Raw genomic sequence first — 19,568 nt, 5'->3', positions numbered from 1 at the left:
CTGTCAACGAGACTCCCATGAGCCGCTATCGCCTGCTCGTCGTGGACGACGAGGAGAGCATCCTCGGCTTATACAAGGAAATCCTCTCGCCGGCCGAGGACCTCGGCGGCGACCTAGATGAGGAACCCCTGCTGCCGGATTTCGAGTTGACCATGTGCAATCAGGGCGATCAGGCCGTGGATGCCGTGCGCGGGGCCATGGCCGAAGGCCGCCCCTACAGCGTGGCCTTGCTCGACGTGCGCATGCCTCCCGGCCCCGACGGGGTCTGGACCGCGGAAAACATCCGCGCCCTGGACCCCAACATTGAGATCGTCATCGTCAGCGCATATTCCGATGTGAATACGCGAGAGCTGAACCGCAGGGTGACCCCGCCCGAGAAGCTGCTGTACATCCAGAAACCGCTGCACCCCGAGGAGCTGCGTCAGCTCGCCAAGTCCCTGTGCGCCAAGTGGAAGACGGCCCGTGACCTGATCATGCTCAACGCCACGCTGCAGAAGCAGGTGGACATGCGCACCAATGCGCTCAGCGAGGCCAACAAGCGCCTCAAGCGCGACATGGCCGTGCGCATGCGCATGCTTCAGGAGCTGCTGGAGAGCGAAGAACGCTACCGACTGCTCTTCGAGGAGGACATCACCGGCGACTTCGTGGCCGCGCCGGACGGCGTTCTCAAGGCCTGCAACAAAGCTTTTGCACGCATCTTCGGCTTCGGAACGGTGCCGGACGCCATGAGCGTCAACATTTTCGACTTGCAGTTGACCGGCTCGGACGACTCCCTGCGCGATCTGATTCTCACGCGCAAAAAACTGGAAAACTTCGAAGGTGTGTTTCGACGGCGCGATCTGCGCACGGTGCATGTCATCGGCACCATCATTGGCATCTTGAATGTGCGCGGCCAGATCGTGGAGATCCGCGGCTATCTGCTGGACGTGACCGAGCGCAAGCGCCTAGAGGAGCAGTTGCGCATCGCCCAGAAGATGGAGGCCATCGGCACGCTGGCCGGCGGCATAGCTCACGACTTCAACAACATTCTGGGCGTCATCACCGGCTATACCGAGATAATCCTGGAGAATACGGACAAGGGCTCGTCCCTGGAGCGCAGACTCAAGGAAATCCTGGGCGCATGCCGTCGGGCCAAGGATCTCATAAACCAGATCCTCAACTTCAGCCGCCAGGGTACCCAGGAAAAGAAAGCCCTGCGCGTCTCACCGCTCATCAAGGAGACGGTCAAGCTCCTGCGCACCTCGCTGCCGGCGAGCCTGGATATCCGCGAGAACATCATGACCGGCAACGACACGGTCATGGCCGATCCTTCTCAGATCCACCAGATCCTGCTCAACCTGTGCACCAATGCGGCCCATGCCATGCGCGAGCGCGGCGGCCTGCTGGAGATCAGCCTGGCCGAGGTGCATCTTGACGAGGCCACCGTCTCCAAGACGCCTGGCCTGTCCGCCGGTGCCTACGTGGTCATCACCGTCACGGATTCAGGCCATGGCATCCCAAAGACGATCCAGGAAAAGATCTTCGACCCATTCTTTACCACCAAGAAACCGGGCGAAGGCACGGGCATGGGGCTGGCCGTGGTGCACGGCATCGTCAAGCAACACAACGGCGTGGTCTACGTGCAAAGCGAAGAGGGCAAGGGCGCGTCCTTCCAGGTGCTCCTGCCTCAAACCGGGCTTATGGATGATACCGTTACCGATGAGGAGTCCAGGATGCTGCCCATTGGCAAGGGGCGCATTCTCTTCGTGGATGACGAGAAAGCCCTGGTGGACATCGGCCGAGAAATCCTGGAAGGCCTGGGCTACGAGGTGGTGGCCCGCACGAGTTCCGTGGAAGCCCTGGAGGCCTTCCGCTTTCAGCCTGACAAGTTCGACCTCATCCTCACGGATCAGAACATGCCCAACCTGACAGGCATGGAACTGGCCGAGAAGGCGCTGCAGACGCGCCCCGATGTGCCTGTCATTCTATGCACGGGCTTTTCGGAGATCGTCTCCTACAGCAAGGTTCGCGAGATGGGCATCAGGGAAATCGTCATGAAGCCCATTCTCAAACGCCAACTCGCCGAGTCCATTCACCGGGCGCTAACCTCGGACAGCACGGCTCGCGCATAACGGTTTACCGCGCGGGTCGGCGTCGCATCCGTTAACCCCGCGCCATGCCTTGCGTACAGACCCGTTGTCTTGAACAGCGACGCCACTCGGATGCTTCCGGGAGCCACCCTACATCCAGTGGCCGCTCGCAATGTGGACTCTCTCCCAGGTTGCAACAGCCTTTTCACCGCCTGGACGCCGTTATCATCTCAACAAATGGTTGAGGTGCCGCTTCGGTATTCCCCTGACTGCTCCAGTCATGCCATTAGAGCATTTTGCTTTTGAAAATGCTCTGCAAGCCATGCGTCGGCTTGGCTTGCCGCTAGCTTCGGCGTAGGCGCAATTCACTTGCGCCGTCAACGCCGGAGCGGGCGTCTTAAAAGCAATCCGTTCTAAATTAAAAATCAAATTTAAAATTTGACTAGTAATTCAATTTTGCATATTCCTCTGCAGCCATAATGAGGTCATACTCGCACATATTGCGCAGCTTCTGCGCAAGCTCAAGGACAAGACCCCGTCAACCGGGACTCGCACGGCGTCCAGATTACTGAGTATGCCTCAGTCATAAGAGGCGACCAGTTCTAGTCCCATATACATCGCCAACCATGCTGAACACGATGCGTAGACCATACATGGCTACCCTCCCCAGGCCTGCGCGCGCAACGCTGAATCTCTGCCACGGCTTGTGGCTTTTCGCGTTTGTCCTGCTCAGCTTCCCCAGCGTAGCTTATGCCCAGGACGAAGACGATAAAGGCACCTTGAGCCTCATCTATGAAAACGACGTCTTCTACAACACGGACCAGCATTATACCAACGGCGTGCGTATTTCCTGGCTGTCGGGCCTGAATGACGTGCCTGAGTTCCTGCGCGAGGCGGCCGCCAAGTCCCTTCTTTTTCCCGAGGAAGGGAACGCGCGCGTGGAGTTCGCCCTTGGTCAGAACATGTACACGCCGTCGGATATCACGCTCACCACGCCGCCTGAAGACGATCGGCCCTATGCCGGCTGGTTGTATGGCTCCGTCGGCTTGATCGCGGAGAACGGCAAGCGCCTGCATCAGCTGGAACTGCAGGTCGGCATGGTCGGGCCGGCTTCCCTGGCCGGCAAGACGCAGAAGTTCGTGCACGAATACATAACCTACTCCGACGAACCTCAAGGCTGGGACACGCAGCTGCCCAACGAACCAACCCTCCAGCTGACCTACCTGCGCAGTTGGCGCGCCCTGGCCGCGATCGGCGACCAAGGATTCGGCGCGGATTTGACGCCACAGTTCGGCCTGGCCCTGGGCACGGTCTACGACCATGTCGAGACCGGAGCCATGCTGCGCCTGGGCCAGAACCTGATGCTGGACTATGGCCCGCCGCGCATCCAGCCCAGCCCTCCAGGATCAGGCTATTTCCTATCCAGTCCGTATTTCGGCTTTTACCTGTTCGGCGGAGCCATGGGCCGCGCCGTGAGCCGCAATATGTTTCTGGACGGCTCCTTGTTCCGGGACAGCCGCAGCGTGGACAAGAAATACTTCGTCGCCGACTTCATCACCGGAGCGGCCGTGACTTGGCGGGATTACCGCCTGGCTTACACCCACATATTCCGCACCCCGGAGTTCGACGGCGAGACAGGGCTCCACGAATACGGCTCCCTGACCCTCTCTGTTAAATTCTAAAGCAGATTGCTTTTAAGACGCCCGCTCCGGCGTTGACGGCGCAAGTGAATTGCGCCTACGCCTACGCGGCGGCAAGCCATGCCGACGCATGGCTTGCAGAGCATTTTCAAAAGCAAAATGCTCTAATCCGCGCCCGGCGGGCCCGCCGGGCAATTCCACGTCGTCGTCCGCCGGCTTACTATATCCCGACCGTCATCCAGGCCCCCGTCGCCCCGTGGGCGAGCCCAACATTGTCGTCATCTCTGGCCCTTCCCTCCTGAGCACCTACTGCCGGTTGAACCGACTGAAACGCCTGTCGGAGAGAGCCCACCCCCGTTCGGCTTTCCGCATTCCAGAACGAGCAACTACCCTGTCCACCCGCCTTCATGTCACCAAAATTATTTTAAATCGCGATTCACATCTGAGCATACTGAACAATATCAAATAAATCCTGTCATGTGTTTGACAAGAATTTCTGCGTACTGTATACATATTCGACCCGTCTAGAGAAACCAACTGTGCCTTGATTTTTCCATCAAGGCATGCTGATGCGTCATGCATTTTTTCTGCATCTTCATGCAAGACACGTTTATTGCTATGATGCTTTAACTGTAACTAAGCACTACATCATTGGAGATTGACACATGATGCCCTCAACTTACGGCCATCCGCCGATGATCGGTTCCATTGGGGCCGAAGCTGCCGCCCGCGCGCTCCGCGAGGCTCTGGAGGGGTTCCCGAAGCATGGCTGAGCAAGCGATCATCCGCATCCAGAATCTCTACAAGATCTTCGGCACCCATCCCGAAAAAGCCATGACGATGCTCCGGGATGGCCGCTCCAAGGACGAAATCTTCCGCTCCACCAAACAGGGCGTAGGCGTGGCCGACGTAAGCTTCGAGGCCAGGCGCGGCGAGATCGTCGTGGTCATGGGCCTGTCCGGCAGCGGCAAGTCCACCCTGGTGCGCTGCATCAACCGCCTTATCGAGCCCACCGCCGGCAGCATCTTCATCGACGGCCAGGACATCACGACAATGACCGCCGAAGAGCTGCGCAAGCTCCGCCAGCACAAGATGAGCATGGTCTTCCAGTCCTTCGCCCTGTTCCCCCACCGCACCGTGCTGGACAACGCGTCCTTTGGCCTGGAAATCCAGGGCGTGGCCGAGGAGGAGCGCCGCAAGCGAGCCCACGAAGCCTTGGAGCTCGTGGGTCTGGCCGGCTGGGAAGGGAGCTATCCCGCGCAGCTCTCGGGCGGCATGCAGCAGCGCGTGGGTCTGGCCCGCGCCCTGGCGGTGAGCCCGGACATACTGCTTATGGACGAGGCTTTCAGCGCCCTGGACCCGCTCATCCGCAAGGACATGCAGGACGAGTTGCTGTCCCTGCAGGAATCCATGCGCAAGACCATCGTGTTCATCAGCCACGACCTCGACGAAGCCCTCAAGCTCGGCGACCGCATCGTGCTCATGCGCGACGGCCGCATCGAGCAGTGCGGAACGGGCGAGGAAATCCTGGCCAATCCGGCCACCGAATACGTGCGCCGTTTCGTGGAGGACGTGGATGTGACCAAGGCCGTGACCGCCGGCCAGGTCATGAAGCGCACCGAGGCCGTGGCCTACGGCAGTGACGGACCGCGCACCGCCCTTCGGCGCATGCAGAAGGCCGGCCTGTCCAGCTTGTTCGTGGTCTCGCGCGACGGCCTGCTCAAGGGCTGGGTCACTGCCGATATGACCGACATCGCCCTCAAGAACGGCAACGGGCGCATCGACGAGATCATGCAGGCCGAGGTTTCCACGGTGCGGGTCGAAACACCGGCCGCGGACATCATCCCGCTCATGGCCGCTGGCCAGTCGCCCCTGCCGGTCGTTGATGATCGCGGACGCCTTGTCGGCGTGGTCGTGCGCGGCTCGCTCATAGCCGGCCTGGCCGAAAGAGGAGGCAACGCGCAATGACCATGCCGATCATCCCCAAAATTCCCCTGGGCGCATCCATCGAAACGAGCATCGACTTTTTGGCCGAGCACCTGTCCTTCGCCACCAAGGCCTTTGCCAAGGTGGTGGAAAGCGGCATCGACCTGCTCGTGGGAACCATGATGTTCCTGCCGCCCTGGCTGCTTATCCTGCTTGCCGCCGGCCTGTGCTGGCGTCTGAGCAAAAGCCGCGGCGTGGCCCTGTTCACCATGCTGGGCCTGGGCCTGATCTGGAACCTGGGCTTCTGGAGCCCCACGATATCCACCATCGCCCTGGTGCTTGTGGCTACGAGCTTGGCCATCATTATCGGCATGCCGCTTGGCATCCTCACGGCCTTGAGTCAGCCGGCCTATCGCCTGATCATGCCGGTGCTGGACTTCATGCAGACCATGCCGGCCTTCGTCTACCTTATCCCGGCCATCCCATTCTTCGGCCTGGGCAAGGTGGCGGCCATCTTCTCCACGGTGATCTTCGCCATGCCGCCGGCCATCCGCCTGACCTGCCTGGGCATCCGCCAGGTGCCACGCGAGCTGGTCGAGGCCTCCGACGCCTTCGGAGCCACGCGCGGGCAGAAGCTGTTAAAGCTGCAACTGCCCATGGCCGCTTCCACCATTATGGCCGGAGTGAACCAGACGGTCATGCTGGCCCTGTCCATGGTGGTCGTCGCAGCCATGATCGGCGCCAAAGGCCTGGGCGGCGAAGTCTGGAAGGCCATCCAACGCCTGGACCCGGCGCGCGGCTTCGAGGCCGGCCTGGGCATCGTCATCGTGGCCATGATCTTCGACCGTGTCATGCAGCGGATCGTCGTGCGCAAGCGCAGCTGATCCGCCATCCAGTTATCACACCAACTACAATAGGAGGCTCCATGCGCTTCACCCTGAAGGTATTCCTCACGGCCATGGCCGTGCTTTTGATCTCCGCGCCTTCGGCTTTCGCCGCCAAGAAGGTCACCCTGGCCTATGTCGAATGGGACTGCGCCGTGGCCAGCACCAACGTGGCCCGCGCCGTGCTGCAGGAAAAGCTCGGCTATGATGTCGAGATCCTGCCCGTGGCCGCCGCAGCCATGTGGCAAGCCGTTGCAACCGGCGATGTGGACGGCATGGTCACGGCTTGGCTGCCCGAGACGCACAAGAATTACGCCGACAGGCTCAAGGGCAAGTTCGAGAATCTCGGCCCCATCGTGGGCGGAGCCAAGCTCGGTTGGGCCGTGCCCAAGTATGTGGACATCGATTCCATTGCCGACCTGAACAAGCACGCCGACAAGTTCGACGGCCGCGTGTACGGCATCGATCCCGGCGCCGGCCTCATGCAGCTCTCGGAAAAGGCCATGGAAGAGTATAAGCTTAACAAGTTTGAACTCATGGAAGGCAGCGGCGCGACCATGACCGCCGCCCTGGCCGACGCCATCAAGCACAAGCAGTGGGTGGTGGTTACGGCCTGGTCGCCACATTGGATGTTCGGCCGCTGGGAGCTGAAGTACCTGGACGATCCCAAGGGCATCCTGGGCGGCGAGGAGCACATCGACACCATCGTGCGCAAGGGCCTCAAGCAGGACATGCCTAAGGTGTATGCCTTCATGGACCGCTTCCAGTGGGATAGCCCGGACCAGCTGCAGATGGTCATGGCCTGGAACCAGGAGCCCGACGCGGATCCCTACAAGAATGCCGTGCGCTTCATCAACGAGAATCCGAAGCTCGTGAACGGGTGGCTGGGCAAGTAAGTCCAGCCCCGCTACACTCGATAATAAAGGCCCGGATCAGCATGTTCCGGGCCTTTTCTTGTCCTCTGCGCCAGGCCAAATTGCCAGCGCCCCGCAGCTCGTTTATAACCTCCCGGCGACACGGCCTTTTCTCGTACCCCATAAGCCAACCCACCGCCGCATCGTCGCGTCCGGTCCAATCCGTCCAGCGCAAATTGCACGGATGGCGCAAACGGCGCGGGCGGCACAGCAGGAGGACCGCCATGCACGTCGGCAAAGCCATTCGGCTTGAACGCATTTTCAATCGCAATACCAACCGCACCATCATCGTACCAATGGACCACGGCGTGAGCGTCGGGCCCATCAAGGGACTCGTACACGTCCGCGACGCCGTGACAAGGCTCGTGGAGGGCGGCGCCAACGCCGGGCTGGTCCATCGCGGGCTGGTGGCCTGCGGCCACCGCACCCAGGGCCGCGACTTCGGCCTCATCGTGCACCTGTCGGCCTCCACCTGCCTGTCGCCCTTCCCGCACGCCAAGGTCCTGACCACCACCGTGGAGGACGCCATCCGCCTGGGCGCGGACGCCGTGTCCATCCACGTGAACCTGGGCGACGAAACCGAACGCCACATGCTGGCCGACTTCGGCAAGGTGGCCTCCAGCGCCGCCAACTGGGGCATGCCGCTGCTGGCCATGGTGTACGCCCGCGGCCCCAAGGTGCAGGGCGAATTCGATCCCGAGATGGTGGCCCACTGCGCGCGCATCGGCATGGAGCTGGGCGCGGACGTGGTCAAGGTGCCCTATACCGGCGACAAGGCGACTTTCGCCCAGGCCATCGAGGGCTGCTGCATCCCGGTGCTCATCGCCGGCGGCCCCAAGCTCGACAGCACCCGCGACCTGCTGCAGATGGTGCGCGATTCGCTCGACGCCGGCGGCTCGGGCCTGTCCATCGGCCGCAACGTGTTCCAGCATGAGGATCCCGTGAATCTCGTGCGGGCCTTGAACGCCATCGTGCACGAGAACAAGGGCGTGGAGGAGGCCTTTGCAGTGGTGGGGAGGTAAGGCTGTCTGCATAGGAACGGGGAAGGGTCCTGCCCTCCCCTGCCCTTACTCGCCAGGGCTAGTCCGAACAGGGCGCGGCCCTGGAGTCGCGCAGAGCACTTGCATGGGGTTCAAGGGGCCGGAGGTTCACATCCTCTCATCCCGACCAGGAATTGCAAATATCAAGAAAGAGTTAGAGCCATCACGGTTCTAACCCTTCTCTCTTTGGTATACATACTGGTACAAAACCCTACCGAGCACATCTCTAAACAAGAGCTTATCGGCAACGGCTAAGCCGTCCTCGCCTAGGGCCGGTCCTGTCCCAGGTTACTGCTACCCATTTTGGCTTCCTGAGGTCCCGCCCGTCTGTGCTCACCCGCAGGTATGCGATTGCCCGGCCCATGTTCTAGCTCCTTTCTGTCGATCTCGATGAAACACTGGTCCGGGGGTTATTTATCAAGATACTCGCGGGAGAAGGCAGGCGGTTTTGTGGAGAGGGAAATGTCGAGAAAACGAACAGATTTACCCTGATAAAGCCAAACTATTGCTGAATTTACTTGACTAGATGGCGAAAGGATTATTCAGTACGAACAAAGGCAGCAGACATGTATATACCAAAAGTAGCATTTATTCAGGATTCTTGCTTCATGCATGCAACCATCAATTAAATAAACACGCACAGGACGAAGTTCAATCATACTTTAAGCTATCTAAATTTGGAAAAGCGAACAAGCAGCTACACTAGGTGATTCACATGTATTCAAGACTATTAAAGATAAGTTTGCCAAGCCGAGTAGAGTTTGGTTTTGTATGCTTAACAGCCTTGGGCATATTCTTTGTCTACTTACACTTTAGTAGATTTGTTGGATTCTTAGTTGCCAACAGATATCACTTCTATATTGCGTTCAGCATCCTCTTGTCGGCGCTGGCGCTGTATTACTTTGTAAAGCTTGCTATTAATCTTATCCGCATTCGCTCAAAAGAAAATCAAAATAATACTAATAGCTTTTGCCTAATGGATAGACCAGTAGAACAATTAAGTGATGACGAATTTGAGAGATACTCCTTTGCAAATTCACTATCCAAATATTTGGTATCAAAACGCGACACAAATAGCTTTGTTATTGCCCTGGAAGACGACTGGGGTAGTGGGAAAACGTCACTGATAAATATGACGAAGCAACTAATTAGAAGCCAGTACCCAAGATGTATATTTATAAATATTAATTTGTGGATGGCCAGTTCGTTAAATTCTGTATTTGAAGTCTTTTTAACTGAATTTGAAGCAGCTCTTAAGCGCAAAAAATTGAATACAAATATTTCAAGTGAAGTGCTAGATGCATTTCAAGAGTTTTCTACTGCCATTCTTAAATTGAAAGCCGGAAGCATTGACGGCATTTTAAAGATAGGATGGGATTTACTAAGAGGTAAGAGCGTTTTAAATGACAATACGGATATTTATCAAAAAAAGGAAAGGTTGAGCTGCCTATTAAAATCAATAGACCAACCAATTGTTATATCAATTGACGACATTGAAAGATTATTTTCATCCGAGGTTAAAGTGGTTTTCCAACTTGTAAAAATAATCTGTGACTTCCCGCAGGTCTCATATTTACTAGCATATGATCCAAAACAAACCGGGATTCTGCTTAAGAGGGAGGGCATAAAAAAGCCTCATGAGTTTCTAGACAAGATAATTGATTTACGACTGCATTTACCGGCAGCAACTTACCTACAAAGAAAGCAATTCTTTAAAAAATCTTTAGATAAATTACTTCACGAATATGAAATTCAACTGGATGATTCAGAAGCCAGACTAATAGGATCCTCTACTGTCATAGCGTCATCTATGCTATCTACCCCACGCAAGATTACTAAAGTGTTAAACAGATCTATATTTATTGGAATGCCACTAAGAGGAGAGGTCAACATTGCGGATATAATTTTGATGCAAGTTATTCAAAATGAATTTCCGGATCTATATAATATAATTAAATCCACTCCTAAATTGTTTTGCTTTGATACAAAATTTACAGAGGTAGATAACTATACAATGAACATTGGTCTTGAATCAAAGAAAAGATATGAACAAGTTAATTGCCTTATATCGCCATATTTAAAAAGCTTGATCGTGCTGAAGAGAGTGAACTGATCTCTTTGCTGCAGATTTTATTTCCTGGTGCTATTAATGAGTTCAGCCATGCAAGTCATGATTATAACGTAGAGAATAGGATTAGTTCTCTTCAAGCTTTTACTAAGTATTTTCATGCCGATTTAAGCTCAAACACGTTTTCTTCGCAGATGGCATATACATTTCTCCAATCAGTGGATGAACGTATTCGTATTTTGCAAGAGATTATGAGATCTGTGGATAGCAAAAACTTTATATCGTGGTTGGATTTCCTTTTTCCTTTTCTTACAAGGGTAGAGGCAAAAAATCCATTAGATTTGGCAAAATTGATAACTAAACGGGCTAAGCCTTTATTTGTTCATCATTTGCATGAAGACCTTTCTAGATTTATTCTGCAGCTTATTGATAACGCTAAGCCGAAAGACAAGTCGATATTAATTGAAAGTATAATCAGAGATTGCAGCTATCTTGCGGTGTCAACGAGCCTGCTTATTACCTTATTATCTAAAGCACAACTCTACAGCGATGGTGAGTACAAAGCAGAATCAGAGGCACAAGACATCTTCCATCAAAGCCTTAATCTTTCTACCAGAGATATTATATTGTTAAAGAATCACTGGTGCGAGAAAATTAATAGCATAATTAAAGTTCATAAAACATTTTCAGATGCGGTCGATTCTGAAGAATCTTTCATTTGGGTTCTTCACATATATGGCCAGTTGCAATCTTATGACAAAGTATCGGCCGCGCTTTGCAGATTTATACAAGCTGAAGGTGGTATTGGTCGATTCATTAACTTACAACATGGCCGTAATGTTTTGCCTATTGGGATTAACGATCTTTTTTGTTCATGCTGGAAAGAATTTATGTTCTATGTTGAAAACGACGCCACTCTGGATTGGTTCTTCAAGAAGATAGTTAAATACGGTCTTTATAAATAACATATCATTCGTGAAGTGATTTGACTTACTACCTCCTGAGCTTTGGAACATATTATCCTCAATCTAACTAAAGAAATGTTGGCGACCCTCTCTCCCAGGGAGGTTTACAAATAGAATGAGTTATAACTGAGTACAGCTTAGATATGGCTTTGAACGCTCGACAATGCTCAGTAGATAGGTTGGCTTAATAATCAGGTTTAATAACCTCTTTTAGTTCATCAATGGAGATGATGGGGCTGGATCTATGTATCATTGCATGACAATTGGGGCATAAGGGCCTTAGGTCATTGGCTGGATCTAGTGTATACTCTTTCCCTATCTGTGAAATGGGTTTTAAGTGATGTACATGAATGAATCCTGCGCCGCGCACGCCATACTTTTTTTCAAAGTCTAAACCGCAGGCAGAGCATTTTACTCCCCATTTATCAATGCACTTTTGTCTAGCTGTGGAGTCGCGCTCGTATGTGTTCACCAGTATTTGTCTTTTCGCACCTTCTGTTATGAGTATATTTTGAGGCAACTCATCGGGAAAATCTTGGCCTTCACGAGCCTGCGCGCTCAGGGACCAATAGCGAATTATAGGGTTACCCCATCCATCAGGCGCGGGTCGGTAGTCGAGCTTATCAAGATACCCTTTCTTAGTAAGCTCATTAAGATAATGTGCCACACGACTAAATGAGCTATAATGTGTGCCAGCGCCTTGACCACCAGTCCCGTATTCCTCTTCTAACTCAACCCACACAGCTGGAAATGCATCCTGAAAAGCTAAGATATAGTCATACGTGGAAAAGGATTTACCTCCGAAGGACTCTGCAACCTGCTTAAACTGGGATTCTACGAGAGTGGCCATGAGCATCTCCGTGGACTATCGTGAGTGAAACACCAATGTAATAGAAGACAATTTAACTAAAACCTATAATCTTTTCAATCCACGGCTTAACTGCGCATTAGGTATCGAGCATGCGCGGCAGGCTTTTTCATCCCCCAGGCAGCCCAGGATCTCGGCCTTGCTGCGCACCACGGCAAAGTCGGCCTGGGCAACTACCCCAGGCGATCCAACCCGCTAGGCGCCGGAAAGTCGAAGAAGCGTTCGAAGGCGAGTTGACCTGCTATACCGCTCCCCTGGAAATTCTGGTCCTTCCGGCTTTACCGTGGGTAGGGAGTTCGTAACCGTCCAAGGTGCGGCGGGCGTATTCCCCTTGCGGGTCTTGTATTGGCCCGCTCCCGGAGACAACGCGGAATGCGGCGAGGAGACGACGATGCCTGAAGCCCTTACTCGCAGCGGCGGGAACCGCCCTGCAGGTGGCTGTCCAGCACGAACTTGATGAGCGCCTGGCGCGACACGCCCAAGCGGTCGGCTTCCTTGTCCAGTGCACGCACCATCCAGACGGGGAAGTCCACATTGACGCGCTTCACCTCGCGGTTGGGGCGGCGGGCGGCATCCCAATCGACAGAGGCGGACACGTCCTCGCCTTCGTCGAAGCGGCGATCGAACTCCTCAGTGGAGATGGTTTTGCTTTTCATAGTGCGCGACCTCCTCTTTACGGGCGCGTCGTACGGAAATGATGCGGATGGCGTCGCTCCGGTAGGTGATGACGCCCGTCCACATGACGGTCCCGATACGACCCACCACCAGCCAGCGAGGCTCGCCTTCGCACCGGACCGGGGCTTCCAGCAAGTCCAAGTCCTGCCACAGCTCCTGCGCTTCCTCGAAGTCGATGCCGTGCTTGGCCTTGTTGCTTTCGCTTTTGGCTGGGTCGTACTCGAATTTCATACTCACAAGGTATATCTTTTATACCATTTTCGCAAGGCAGCCTGCCATAGCTGATTACATCGACCTGCGCATTAGGGCGTGGAGGAGGCCTTTGCGCAGGTGGCCAAGTCAGGGGCAAGTAAGGCTGTTTGCACGGACGGGGAAGGGCCCTGCTCCGGGCGCCTGGAAGACGCGAGGTGGCGGCGTGGAGTCAGAATGACGAAACGGCCGGGCAAGCCGCTGCGGGAAGGAGTCCGCCCGGTCCGGACGAGGCTCGCAGCCGGATCGCCGGGCGCTGCTCAGGCCGGCTTGTGGTTCTCCCTTCTGGCTTGCAGCGCGCCGTACACGGTGAAGAGCATGTTCGGGGGCACCATGAGCAGGCTGAAGGCCACGAGCGGCACGAGCACGGCATGGCCCTGCGGGCTGGCGTTGGCCATGGCCAGGCACAGCGCGACGTTGCGCATGCTCGTGGCCGTGGCCATGACCTGCCTGGAATCGCGCGCGGGGCCGCCCAGAACCCAGCCTGCGACCAGGGACAGAAGGAAGAAGACCAGCATGGCCCCGAGGGCCATGCCTTCGATGTCCGCCATCGCCTCCCGGCGTGCGCCCCCGGTATACACCATGAAGGCAATGAAGGACACGGCTCCTGCCAGGGCCATGGGCCTGGCCAGCCTCGCCGCGAGGCCGGGCTGCCAGGCGAAGAGGAGCATGCCCGCCACGAGCGGCAGGAGAAAGTAGGCTTTCAGGTAGATCATGGCCTCCCAGCGGGGAACCACGGGCTGGATGCCTGCGGCCAGCACGAGCCGCAACAGCCAGTCGGAGACGAACACCGCCAGGAGCGTGAGCAGGAACGTGAGCACCCCGGCCAGTGCGGTTGTGCCCTCGGCCTGCTTTGTGAACTGGAGCGCGCTGGGCCCTCCCGGAGTGCAGGCCAGGATGAGCAGGGCGGCTGCCGCGGGCGGATCGAGCGGGAGCAGCAGGACAATGGCGGTCCCCACTGCCGGAACCACGATGAAGTTGACGAGCAGCGCGCGGGCCAGGAGTCCCCTGGCTGCGAAAACGGCCCTCAGGTCCCGCATGCCGGTCACCAGGCCGATGCTCAGCATGGAGAGTGCGAGGAAGAGCAGGAACAGCACTTTCTGGAACGTGTCCAGCAGGAACATGGTGCGACTCCTTGCGCCGCTGCGCGGCGGTATCGCCAGGTGGCTCAGAGCGATCTCGTGATCTCCTCGTCGATCTGGCGCCTGATGTGCTCCTCGGGGCTCACGTCCACCTGCCGGGCGGCCTCGGCAACGGGATTCCGCGCCTTCTGCCCCGCCCCGGCGTCCCGGGCCCTTTCCCCTGCGCGCCGAAGCGTGATCTCCTGCTGGGGAGAAGGCATCCTGATGCCCGCCTCGTCCAGGGCCAGCTTGAGGATGCGCTTGGCCTCGCTGCGCACCTTGCGGAAACTGTAGGTGCGCTGGTCCACCCAGACGTGGAAGCGCACGAGCATGGCATACTCCCCGAATTCCTCGACGCGCATGAAGGGCTCGGGGTCGTGCAGGACTCCGGTCATGCCGGCCAGCGCGCCGCAGCCCACCGCCCGGACGTGGTCGAGGTCTTCCCCGGTATCGACGCCCACGCTGAAGTTGCACTCCCGTTGCGGGTTCCTTGAGTAGTTGACGGTCACGCTCCTGAAGACCTCGGCATTGGGGATGCGCACGTGGTTGCCCTCGTAGGTCATGAGGATGAGCTCGCGCATGCCCATGCGCACCAGCTTGCCCTCGTGCGCGCAGATGTCCACGCGGTCACCCACGGAGAAGAGGCTGCGCGAGGAGAGCAGGAACCCGGCGAGATAGTTTTCGGCGATGTCGCGAAAGGCGAAGCCGAGCGCCAGGCCGATGAGTCCGGCCGCGCCGATGATGGCGCCCACGAGGGCGGCCAGGTCCAGGACGTAGAGGCCCAGGACGATGCCCACGAGGAGCATGAGGCGCGACACGAACGCGCGCAGGAAGTACTGCCGCAGCCGCTTGCCGCTTAAGCGCGAGAAGAGCCAGTCCCAGCGGGCGATGGCCCTGCCCAGGAGCCAGAAGGCGCCGACGACGGCCAGGGCGAGGGCGAGCACGGGGAGCAGGCGCAACAGCCCCTCGATCGCGCTCTCAAGCTTGCGCAGCATGGGCTCGAAACGTATGTCCACCTGGGGCTCGATATGCATCTCGTCCACCACGAACGCCACGCCCTCGAGGCGCGAGGCCAGCCGCTCCGCCTCCTTGGCGCCGGCGAGGTTGTCGGTCCGGCCGGTGAGCCTGACGACACCCCCCCGCGCCTCGGCCCGGATGTCCCGGTAGTCCGGAATGTTCGCAAACACGGCGTTGAGCCGAGATTCCAGCAGCTCGTCCGGCACGGCCTGCAGGGGGATCGCGGCTGGCTGCTCCCCGCCATCATCCAGCTCGCCGAGCACTGGCGGCACATCCTGAGCCGTGATGACGGATGCGGGCATCGCCGTGATGAAGGCCGCTGCGAGCAGCACCGCCAATCTCCAGCGCCTCACCCCATGAGTCCCTCCTGGAACAGACTGCTTTTTAGAGCGTTTTGCACAAGAGCTGGCAGAAACTGGGCAGGGCTTTGCCCTCCCAGACCCTCCCACCAGGGAAATGATTCCCCTGGACCCCCCATTTCAAATGCAATCTGCTCTAGAACAAAGCCTTGAACAGCATCCCGAGGAGCTCCTCGATGGGAATCTCGATGAGCACCAGGGGAAGCATGGGCCCGAGCGCGACAATCACGAGACCGAGCACCTGCCGCAGCGTGAAGGGAAACGGGTGCATCTTGCGTATGATCTCCAGGGTCGTGTCCAGCGCCGCGAGGGTCTGGATGTCCCCGGTGCCCAGGATCGCCGCCTTTTCGTAAGCCTGCCCGTCTATCCACTTTCCGGCGAAGTGCCGGCTGTATTCCGAAACCATGAGGCTGTAGGCATGCACCTGGTCGTATTTGACTGCGAAAAGCGCCCGGCTGAACGTGAGCAGGGGGCCGAACACGACAAACAGACACAGGACGATGTAGAGCACGGCCACGGCAAACAGCGCGGCATGCTGAACGCCCTCATAATAAATCATGCGCTGGGCGAAGCTGGCCGACAGTACACAGGACTGGGCAAAGACGAGGATCTTCAGGGAGGACTGCTCCATCCCGAGGAAGCCGATGCCGCCGGCATAGTCCGCATGCACAGGATAAAGGTGCAGCCTGAGCCGGGAAACCCGCCACAGGAAGAGCGTCCAGACGAGCAGGCGCCAGAGCCAGCGCAGGAGCAGGAAGTGGAACAGCGTCAGGCCGACCAGAACGTTCCACCAGCCGGCCGCGGTCAGCCCGCCGACCGTCCCGTATTGCCAGCTCGTAATGGAGGCGGGCAGGTCGAGCGCGGGCCCGACCATGATTCCGGCGAGGGACGTAAGGAAAAGCAGCAGCTCCGCCAATCTGGAGTCCCGCATGCGCCGGGCCCTTGCCACGATGTCCCTGAAGCGGGGAATCTCGTCCTCCGAGACCATGTTGGAGCGCACGAAGTGGTTGGAGGCCAAGGACCAGCGCTCATCGACAATGGGTTCGGCAAGGATGAGCAGCGGCAACGCAATGAGAAAGCGGACATGGGCCTTGATGGCGAGCAGGAAGGGAACCTGTACGGCGTCACCTGCGAGCAGCCCCTGGACCAGGGAAAGCAGGGCCAAGGGGACCCAGGTTACGGCAATGGCAAGCACCGCCGCCCGCCAGACATCGGCATGTTCCAGGTCCATGAGCCTAGCCCGCAGCAAGGCCTTGTAGAGAGGTCCTCCCTTGAAAAGGGAAAGGCGCATATCCCTGGGGTCGTCCATGGGCCTCCATTCCTCTTGCGAGGGCCTCATGGCCCGCTGCCTGGCGATGAACCCGCCGGCTTCGGGCGCGTTCACGTCCCCATGCGGTCCCGGGCGCAGGGGGCTCGAAGCCCCGCATGGAGCAGGAATCGGGACATGGCGGAGGCGATGGCCACGATTATCCTCATGTGGCGCCTCCAAGGTTTGCAGCTTGCCCAGCGCCGTCCCCTTCCCGGCGGAAGCTCGCGGGGATGCGGCATCACTCCTCCTGCCCGAGCAGCCGGGCGAGATCCTTCAGGCCCTTGATCTCCGCTATGAGGCAGAACCTGAATTCCGGCTCCTTGGCAGCCATGTCCATGGTCAGGAGAACCGTCCGGAAATCCCCCGACAGGACACGCTCGTGGAAATCCTCCTCCCTGGCCCACCATTCCTCGAAGAGGACGCTGCCATCCGTGAGATCCCTGGACAGGCGGCATTCGAGGCATCCCGGAGCGGCCAGGGTCCGCGAGACAAGGGGGCTCAGGACATCCAGGACCTCTGCCAGCTGGTGCGGCGAGAGCTCCATGCGCAGGGATGCCCGGACAATGGCCATACCGTCTCTCCTGTCGTCTGGGAGCGCAGGCGTGGCCGCTGCCCAGACGCTCGTCAAAGAGCAGGAATGCTGCCAACTCCCGCCAGGCAGGATGGCATTCGCAAGTCTCTGTCGAGGTTCGCTTATGTGGCTCGCCGAGCCGGCAGCCAGGGGTAAAAGTGCCGAAACGGCTCGTCAGAATGACGAACGGGCCGCTTGGCGAGCTCTCGCCTTCAGCGGTTGGAGGGCCTCATGATGCCGAAACGCTTCATCTTGGAATGCAGAGTCGTGCGCTTCATGCCGAGCGCCGCGGCGGCGCCGCCTGAGCCGGCGATGCGCCAGCCCGTGCCCTCGAGCGCGCGGAGCAGGGTCTCCCGCTCCAGGTCGTCCAGGCGCCAGGAAGCGGATGGCGCCTGGCTGGCCGGTCCGGCAGGCGCGATGCACAGGAGCGCCCCGCGGGTGGTGATCATGGCTCGCTCAATGATATTGCGCAGCTCGCGCACGTTGCCAGGCCAAGGATATCCCGCGAGACGCTTCAATGATTCGTCCGTTATGTCCGTGATACGCTTGCCCATGCTCGATTCGAAGCCCTTCACGAAATGCCAGACCAGCAGAGGAATGTCCTCGGGACGCTCCCTGAGCGGGGGAAGGTGGATGGGGAAAACGCTCAGGCGGTAGAAGAGGTCGCTGCGAAACGCCCCTTTCGTCACGGCCAGGGCGAGATCCAGGTTCGTGGCGGCCAGAATGCGCACGTCCGTGCGCTGGGTCGCGGAGGAGCCGAGCCGCTCGAAGAGCCCGGTTTCGAGCACCCTGAGCAGCTTGGACTGGAGTTCGCGCGGCAACTCCCCGATCTCGTCGAGGAACAGGGTCCCGCCGTTGGCCAACTCGAAACGGCCGACCATGCGCGTGAGCGCACCCGTGTAGGCGCCCTTCTCGCGCCCGAAGAGTTCGCTTTCGATAAGCGCCGGGGGCAGCGACGCGCAGTTGACCGTGACGAGCGGCCTTCCGCTTCTCTGGCTCAGGCGGTGGATGGCCTTGGCCACAAGCTCCTTGCCCGTGCCGGTCTCGCCCAGGATGAGCACCGTGGCGTCCGTGGCGGCAACCTGCTCCACCTGCTCCAGGACGCGCCGAATGGCCTGGCTCTGGCCCACGATTTCGACATGAGCATGCCGGTGAAGAAGCCCCTGCCTGGACGCGGAGCCCTCCTGCGCGACGGATCTCCTGAGCTGCGGGAACTCCTTGGCGCGTCGCGTGAAATCCTCCTCCAGCCGTTTGCGGCGCAGAGCGCTGACGATCATTTCACCGGCAAGCTGGAGCCTCGAGAGGAGCTCCCGTGGCCAGTCCCGCTCGTGGCGCACCGAGTTGCCGGCCAGGATGTACTCCTCGTCCTGGCCCGTGAGCAGGGGAATGACGAACAGGCTCAGGATACCGAGCTCCTCGCAGGAGCGCCTGTCCATGGCCGCCTCAAGGGGAAGGTCTCTCGCATTCAGCCCCAGGGCCTTGCCGGAGAGGATGCCGCGGGTCAGCCAGGGATAGCGGACCGCGATATCGACATGCTGGGGAATGGGCGGGACGCCCTCTGCCTGGCAGGAAAGGACGATCTGCACGCTGCCGCGATTGCGCTGCAGCACCAGCAACCCGAACCGGTCGAGCTCGAAGAACTCGAGCAGGGTTCGGCAGGCCCAGGCCGCAGTCCGCTCAATGCCGGCCGGCGGCGCGCGCAGCAGCCTGGTCGCCAGATCGGTGAGCAGATGCTCGACGCCTCGCCACTCGTTCGGACCTCGCCGGCACACGGCCGGGTCATTTCCCGGGGGACGCACAGGTTTCATGCCGCCTCCATAGCGGAAGCCGTCTCACCCTCCTGATGCACCCCGAAGGATGCTACTGCAGCCCGAAGCGCAATTCCATATCGGT

The 19,568-nt window shown here is 58.4% G+C and carries 16 protein-coding genes; 8 read left to right on the top strand and 8 right to left on the bottom strand.

The window, feature by feature from the left end:
• Positions 1-17: 17 nt before the first annotated feature.
• The 8 genes from H585_RS0119075 to H585_RS0119040 all read left to right on the top strand — a co-directional run bounded on the left by H585_RS0119075 (position 18) and on the right by H585_RS0119040 (position 11,506).
• A complete protein-coding gene (locus H585_RS0119075) occupies positions 18-2,111 on the top strand; it encodes a hybrid sensor histidine kinase/response regulator (RefSeq protein ID WP_014260604.1) in 2,094 nt (697 codons plus the stop codon).
• A gap of 611 nt (positions 2,112-2,722) precedes the next feature.
• Complete coding sequence (locus H585_RS0119070; RefSeq protein ID WP_027369002.1) at positions 2,723-3,751, top strand: lipid A deacylase LpxR family protein; 1,029 nt, start codon at positions 2,723-2,725, stop codon at positions 3,749-3,751.
• A gap of 723 nt (positions 3,752-4,474) precedes the next feature.
• Entirely contained in the window at positions 4,475-5,677 is a 1,203-nt protein-coding gene (locus tag H585_RS0119060; protein ID WP_027369001.1) for a quaternary amine ABC transporter ATP-binding protein, read from the top strand.
• Positions 5,674-6,519, top strand: coding sequence for an ABC transporter permease (locus H585_RS0119055; RefSeq protein WP_014260601.1), 846 nt, complete (start codon positions 5,674-5,676; stop codon positions 6,517-6,519). The genes H585_RS0119060 and H585_RS0119055 overlap by 4 nt, the downstream gene beginning before the upstream one ends.
• A gap of 41 nt (positions 6,520-6,560) precedes the next feature.
• Positions 6,561-7,415: a glycine betaine ABC transporter substrate-binding protein gene (locus H585_RS0119050; RefSeq protein WP_027369000.1), complete on the top strand. Its 855-nt coding sequence runs from the start codon at positions 6,561-6,563 to the stop codon at positions 7,413-7,415.
• Positions 7,416-7,657: 242 nt separating this feature from the next.
• Positions 7,658-8,455 (top strand): 2-amino-3,7-dideoxy-D-threo-hept-6-ulosonate synthase, encoded by a 798-nt coding sequence (locus H585_RS0119045; RefSeq protein WP_027368999.1) that lies wholly within the window; start codon positions 7,658-7,660, stop codon positions 8,453-8,455.
• Positions 8,456-9,188: 733 nt separating this feature from the next.
• Entirely contained in the window at positions 9,189-10,586 is a 1,398-nt protein-coding gene (locus tag H585_RS22790; RefSeq protein WP_138708219.1) for a KAP family P-loop NTPase fold protein, read from the top strand.
• On the top strand, positions 10,532-11,506 hold the full coding sequence (locus H585_RS0119040; protein ID WP_027368998.1) for a hypothetical protein: 975 nt from the start codon (positions 10,532-10,534) through the stop codon (positions 11,504-11,506). Before H585_RS22790 ends, H585_RS0119040 begins: the two co-directional genes overlap by 55 nt.
• Positions 11,507-11,690: 184 nt before the next feature.
• Here the strand turns inward: H585_RS0119040 and H585_RS22785 are convergent, their stop codons facing one another.
• The 8 genes from H585_RS22785 to H585_RS21825 form a co-directional block, all read right to left on the bottom strand.
• Positions 11,691-12,356, bottom strand: a complete 666-nt coding sequence (locus H585_RS22785) for an HNH endonuclease (RefSeq protein ID WP_211221636.1) — start codon at positions 12,354-12,356, stop codon at positions 11,691-11,693.
• Positions 12,357-12,778: 422 nt separating this feature from the next.
• On the bottom strand, positions 12,779-13,030 hold the full coding sequence (brnA, locus tag H585_RS0119035; protein WP_027368997.1) for a type II toxin-antitoxin system BrnA family antitoxin: 252 nt from the start codon (positions 13,028-13,030) through the stop codon (positions 12,779-12,781).
• Positions 13,005-13,280: a BrnT family toxin gene (locus H585_RS0119030; protein ID WP_027368996.1), complete on the bottom strand. Its 276-nt coding sequence runs from the start codon at positions 13,278-13,280 to the stop codon at positions 13,005-13,007. Before H585_RS0119030 ends, brnA begins: the two co-directional genes overlap by 26 nt.
• A gap of 278 nt (positions 13,281-13,558) precedes the next feature.
• The gene (locus H585_RS0119025) at positions 13,559-14,422 is read right to left on the bottom strand and encodes a bile acid:sodium symporter family protein (RefSeq protein ID WP_027368995.1); all 864 of its coding nucleotides are present in this window, start codon (positions 14,420-14,422) and stop codon (positions 13,559-13,561) included.
• A 44-nt stretch (positions 14,423-14,466) separates the two neighbouring features.
• Positions 14,467-15,789 (bottom strand): mechanosensitive ion channel family protein, encoded by a 1,323-nt coding sequence (locus H585_RS21835; RefSeq protein ID WP_138708218.1) that lies wholly within the window; start codon positions 15,787-15,789, stop codon positions 14,467-14,469.
• 142 nt (positions 15,790-15,931) lie between these two features.
• A complete protein-coding gene (locus H585_RS22290) occupies positions 15,932-17,179 on the bottom strand; it encodes a hypothetical protein (RefSeq protein WP_138708217.1) in 1,248 nt (415 codons plus the stop codon).
• 163 nt (positions 17,180-17,342) lie between these two features.
• Positions 17,343-17,675, bottom strand: coding sequence for a putative quinol monooxygenase (locus H585_RS0119005; RefSeq protein ID WP_027368994.1), 333 nt, complete (start codon positions 17,673-17,675; stop codon positions 17,343-17,345).
• A 212-nt stretch (positions 17,676-17,887) separates the two neighbouring features.
• Complete coding sequence (locus tag H585_RS21825; RefSeq protein WP_051183220.1) at positions 17,888-19,483, bottom strand: sigma-54 interaction domain-containing protein; 1,596 nt, start codon at positions 19,481-19,483, stop codon at positions 17,888-17,890.
• Positions 19,484-19,568 lie beyond the last annotated feature (85 nt).

Origin of the sequence: Desulfocurvibacter africanus subsp. africanus DSM 2603, assembly GCF_000422545.1 — a bacterium.
GTDB classification, from domain to species: domain Bacteria; phylum Desulfobacterota; class Desulfovibrionia; order Desulfovibrionales; family Desulfovibrionaceae; genus Desulfocurvibacter; species Desulfocurvibacter africanus.
Note: the sequence above shows the minus strand (reverse complement) of the source record. Positions and strands in the feature narration are given on the sequence as shown.

Excerpts from the sequence above, each read along its gene's own strand:
- H585_RS0119025 (WP_027368995.1), bottom strand. The coding sequence starts at position 14,422 with ATGTTCCTGCTGGACACGTTCCAGAAAGTGCTGTTCCTGCTCTTCCTC.
- H585_RS0119005 (WP_027368994.1), bottom strand. The coding sequence starts at position 17,675 with ATGGCCATTGTCCGGGCATCCCTGCGCATGGAGCTCTCGCCGCACCAG.
- H585_RS0119070 (WP_027369002.1), top strand. The coding sequence starts at position 2,723 with ATGGCTACCCTCCCCAGGCCTGCGCGCGCAACGCTGAATCTCTGCCAC.
- H585_RS21825 (WP_051183220.1), bottom strand. The coding sequence starts at position 19,483 with ATGAAACCTGTGCGTCCCCCGGGAAATGACCCGGCCGTGTGCCGGCGA.
- H585_RS22785 (WP_211221636.1), bottom strand. The coding sequence starts at position 12,356 with ATGGCCACTCTCGTAGAATCCCAGTTTAAGCAGGTTGCAGAGTCCTTC.
- brnA (WP_027368997.1), bottom strand. The coding sequence starts at position 13,030 with ATGAAAAGCAAAACCATCTCCACTGAGGAGTTCGATCGCCGCTTCGAC.
- H585_RS0119045 (WP_027368999.1), top strand. The coding sequence starts at position 7,658 with ATGCACGTCGGCAAAGCCATTCGGCTTGAACGCATTTTCAATCGCAAT.
- H585_RS0119075 (WP_014260604.1), top strand. The coding sequence starts at position 18 with ATGAGCCGCTATCGCCTGCTCGTCGTGGACGACGAGGAGAGCATCCTC.
- H585_RS0119030 (WP_027368996.1), bottom strand. The coding sequence starts at position 13,280 with ATGAAATTCGAGTACGACCCAGCCAAAAGCGAAAGCAACAAGGCCAAG.
- H585_RS22790 (WP_138708219.1), top strand. The coding sequence starts at position 9,189 with ATGTATTCAAGACTATTAAAGATAAGTTTGCCAAGCCGAGTAGAGTTT.
- H585_RS0119055 (WP_014260601.1), top strand. The coding sequence starts at position 5,674 with ATGACCATGCCGATCATCCCCAAAATTCCCCTGGGCGCATCCATCGAA.
- H585_RS0119060 (WP_027369001.1), top strand. The coding sequence starts at position 4,475 with ATGGCTGAGCAAGCGATCATCCGCATCCAGAATCTCTACAAGATCTTC.
- H585_RS0119050 (WP_027369000.1), top strand. The coding sequence starts at position 6,561 with ATGCGCTTCACCCTGAAGGTATTCCTCACGGCCATGGCCGTGCTTTTG.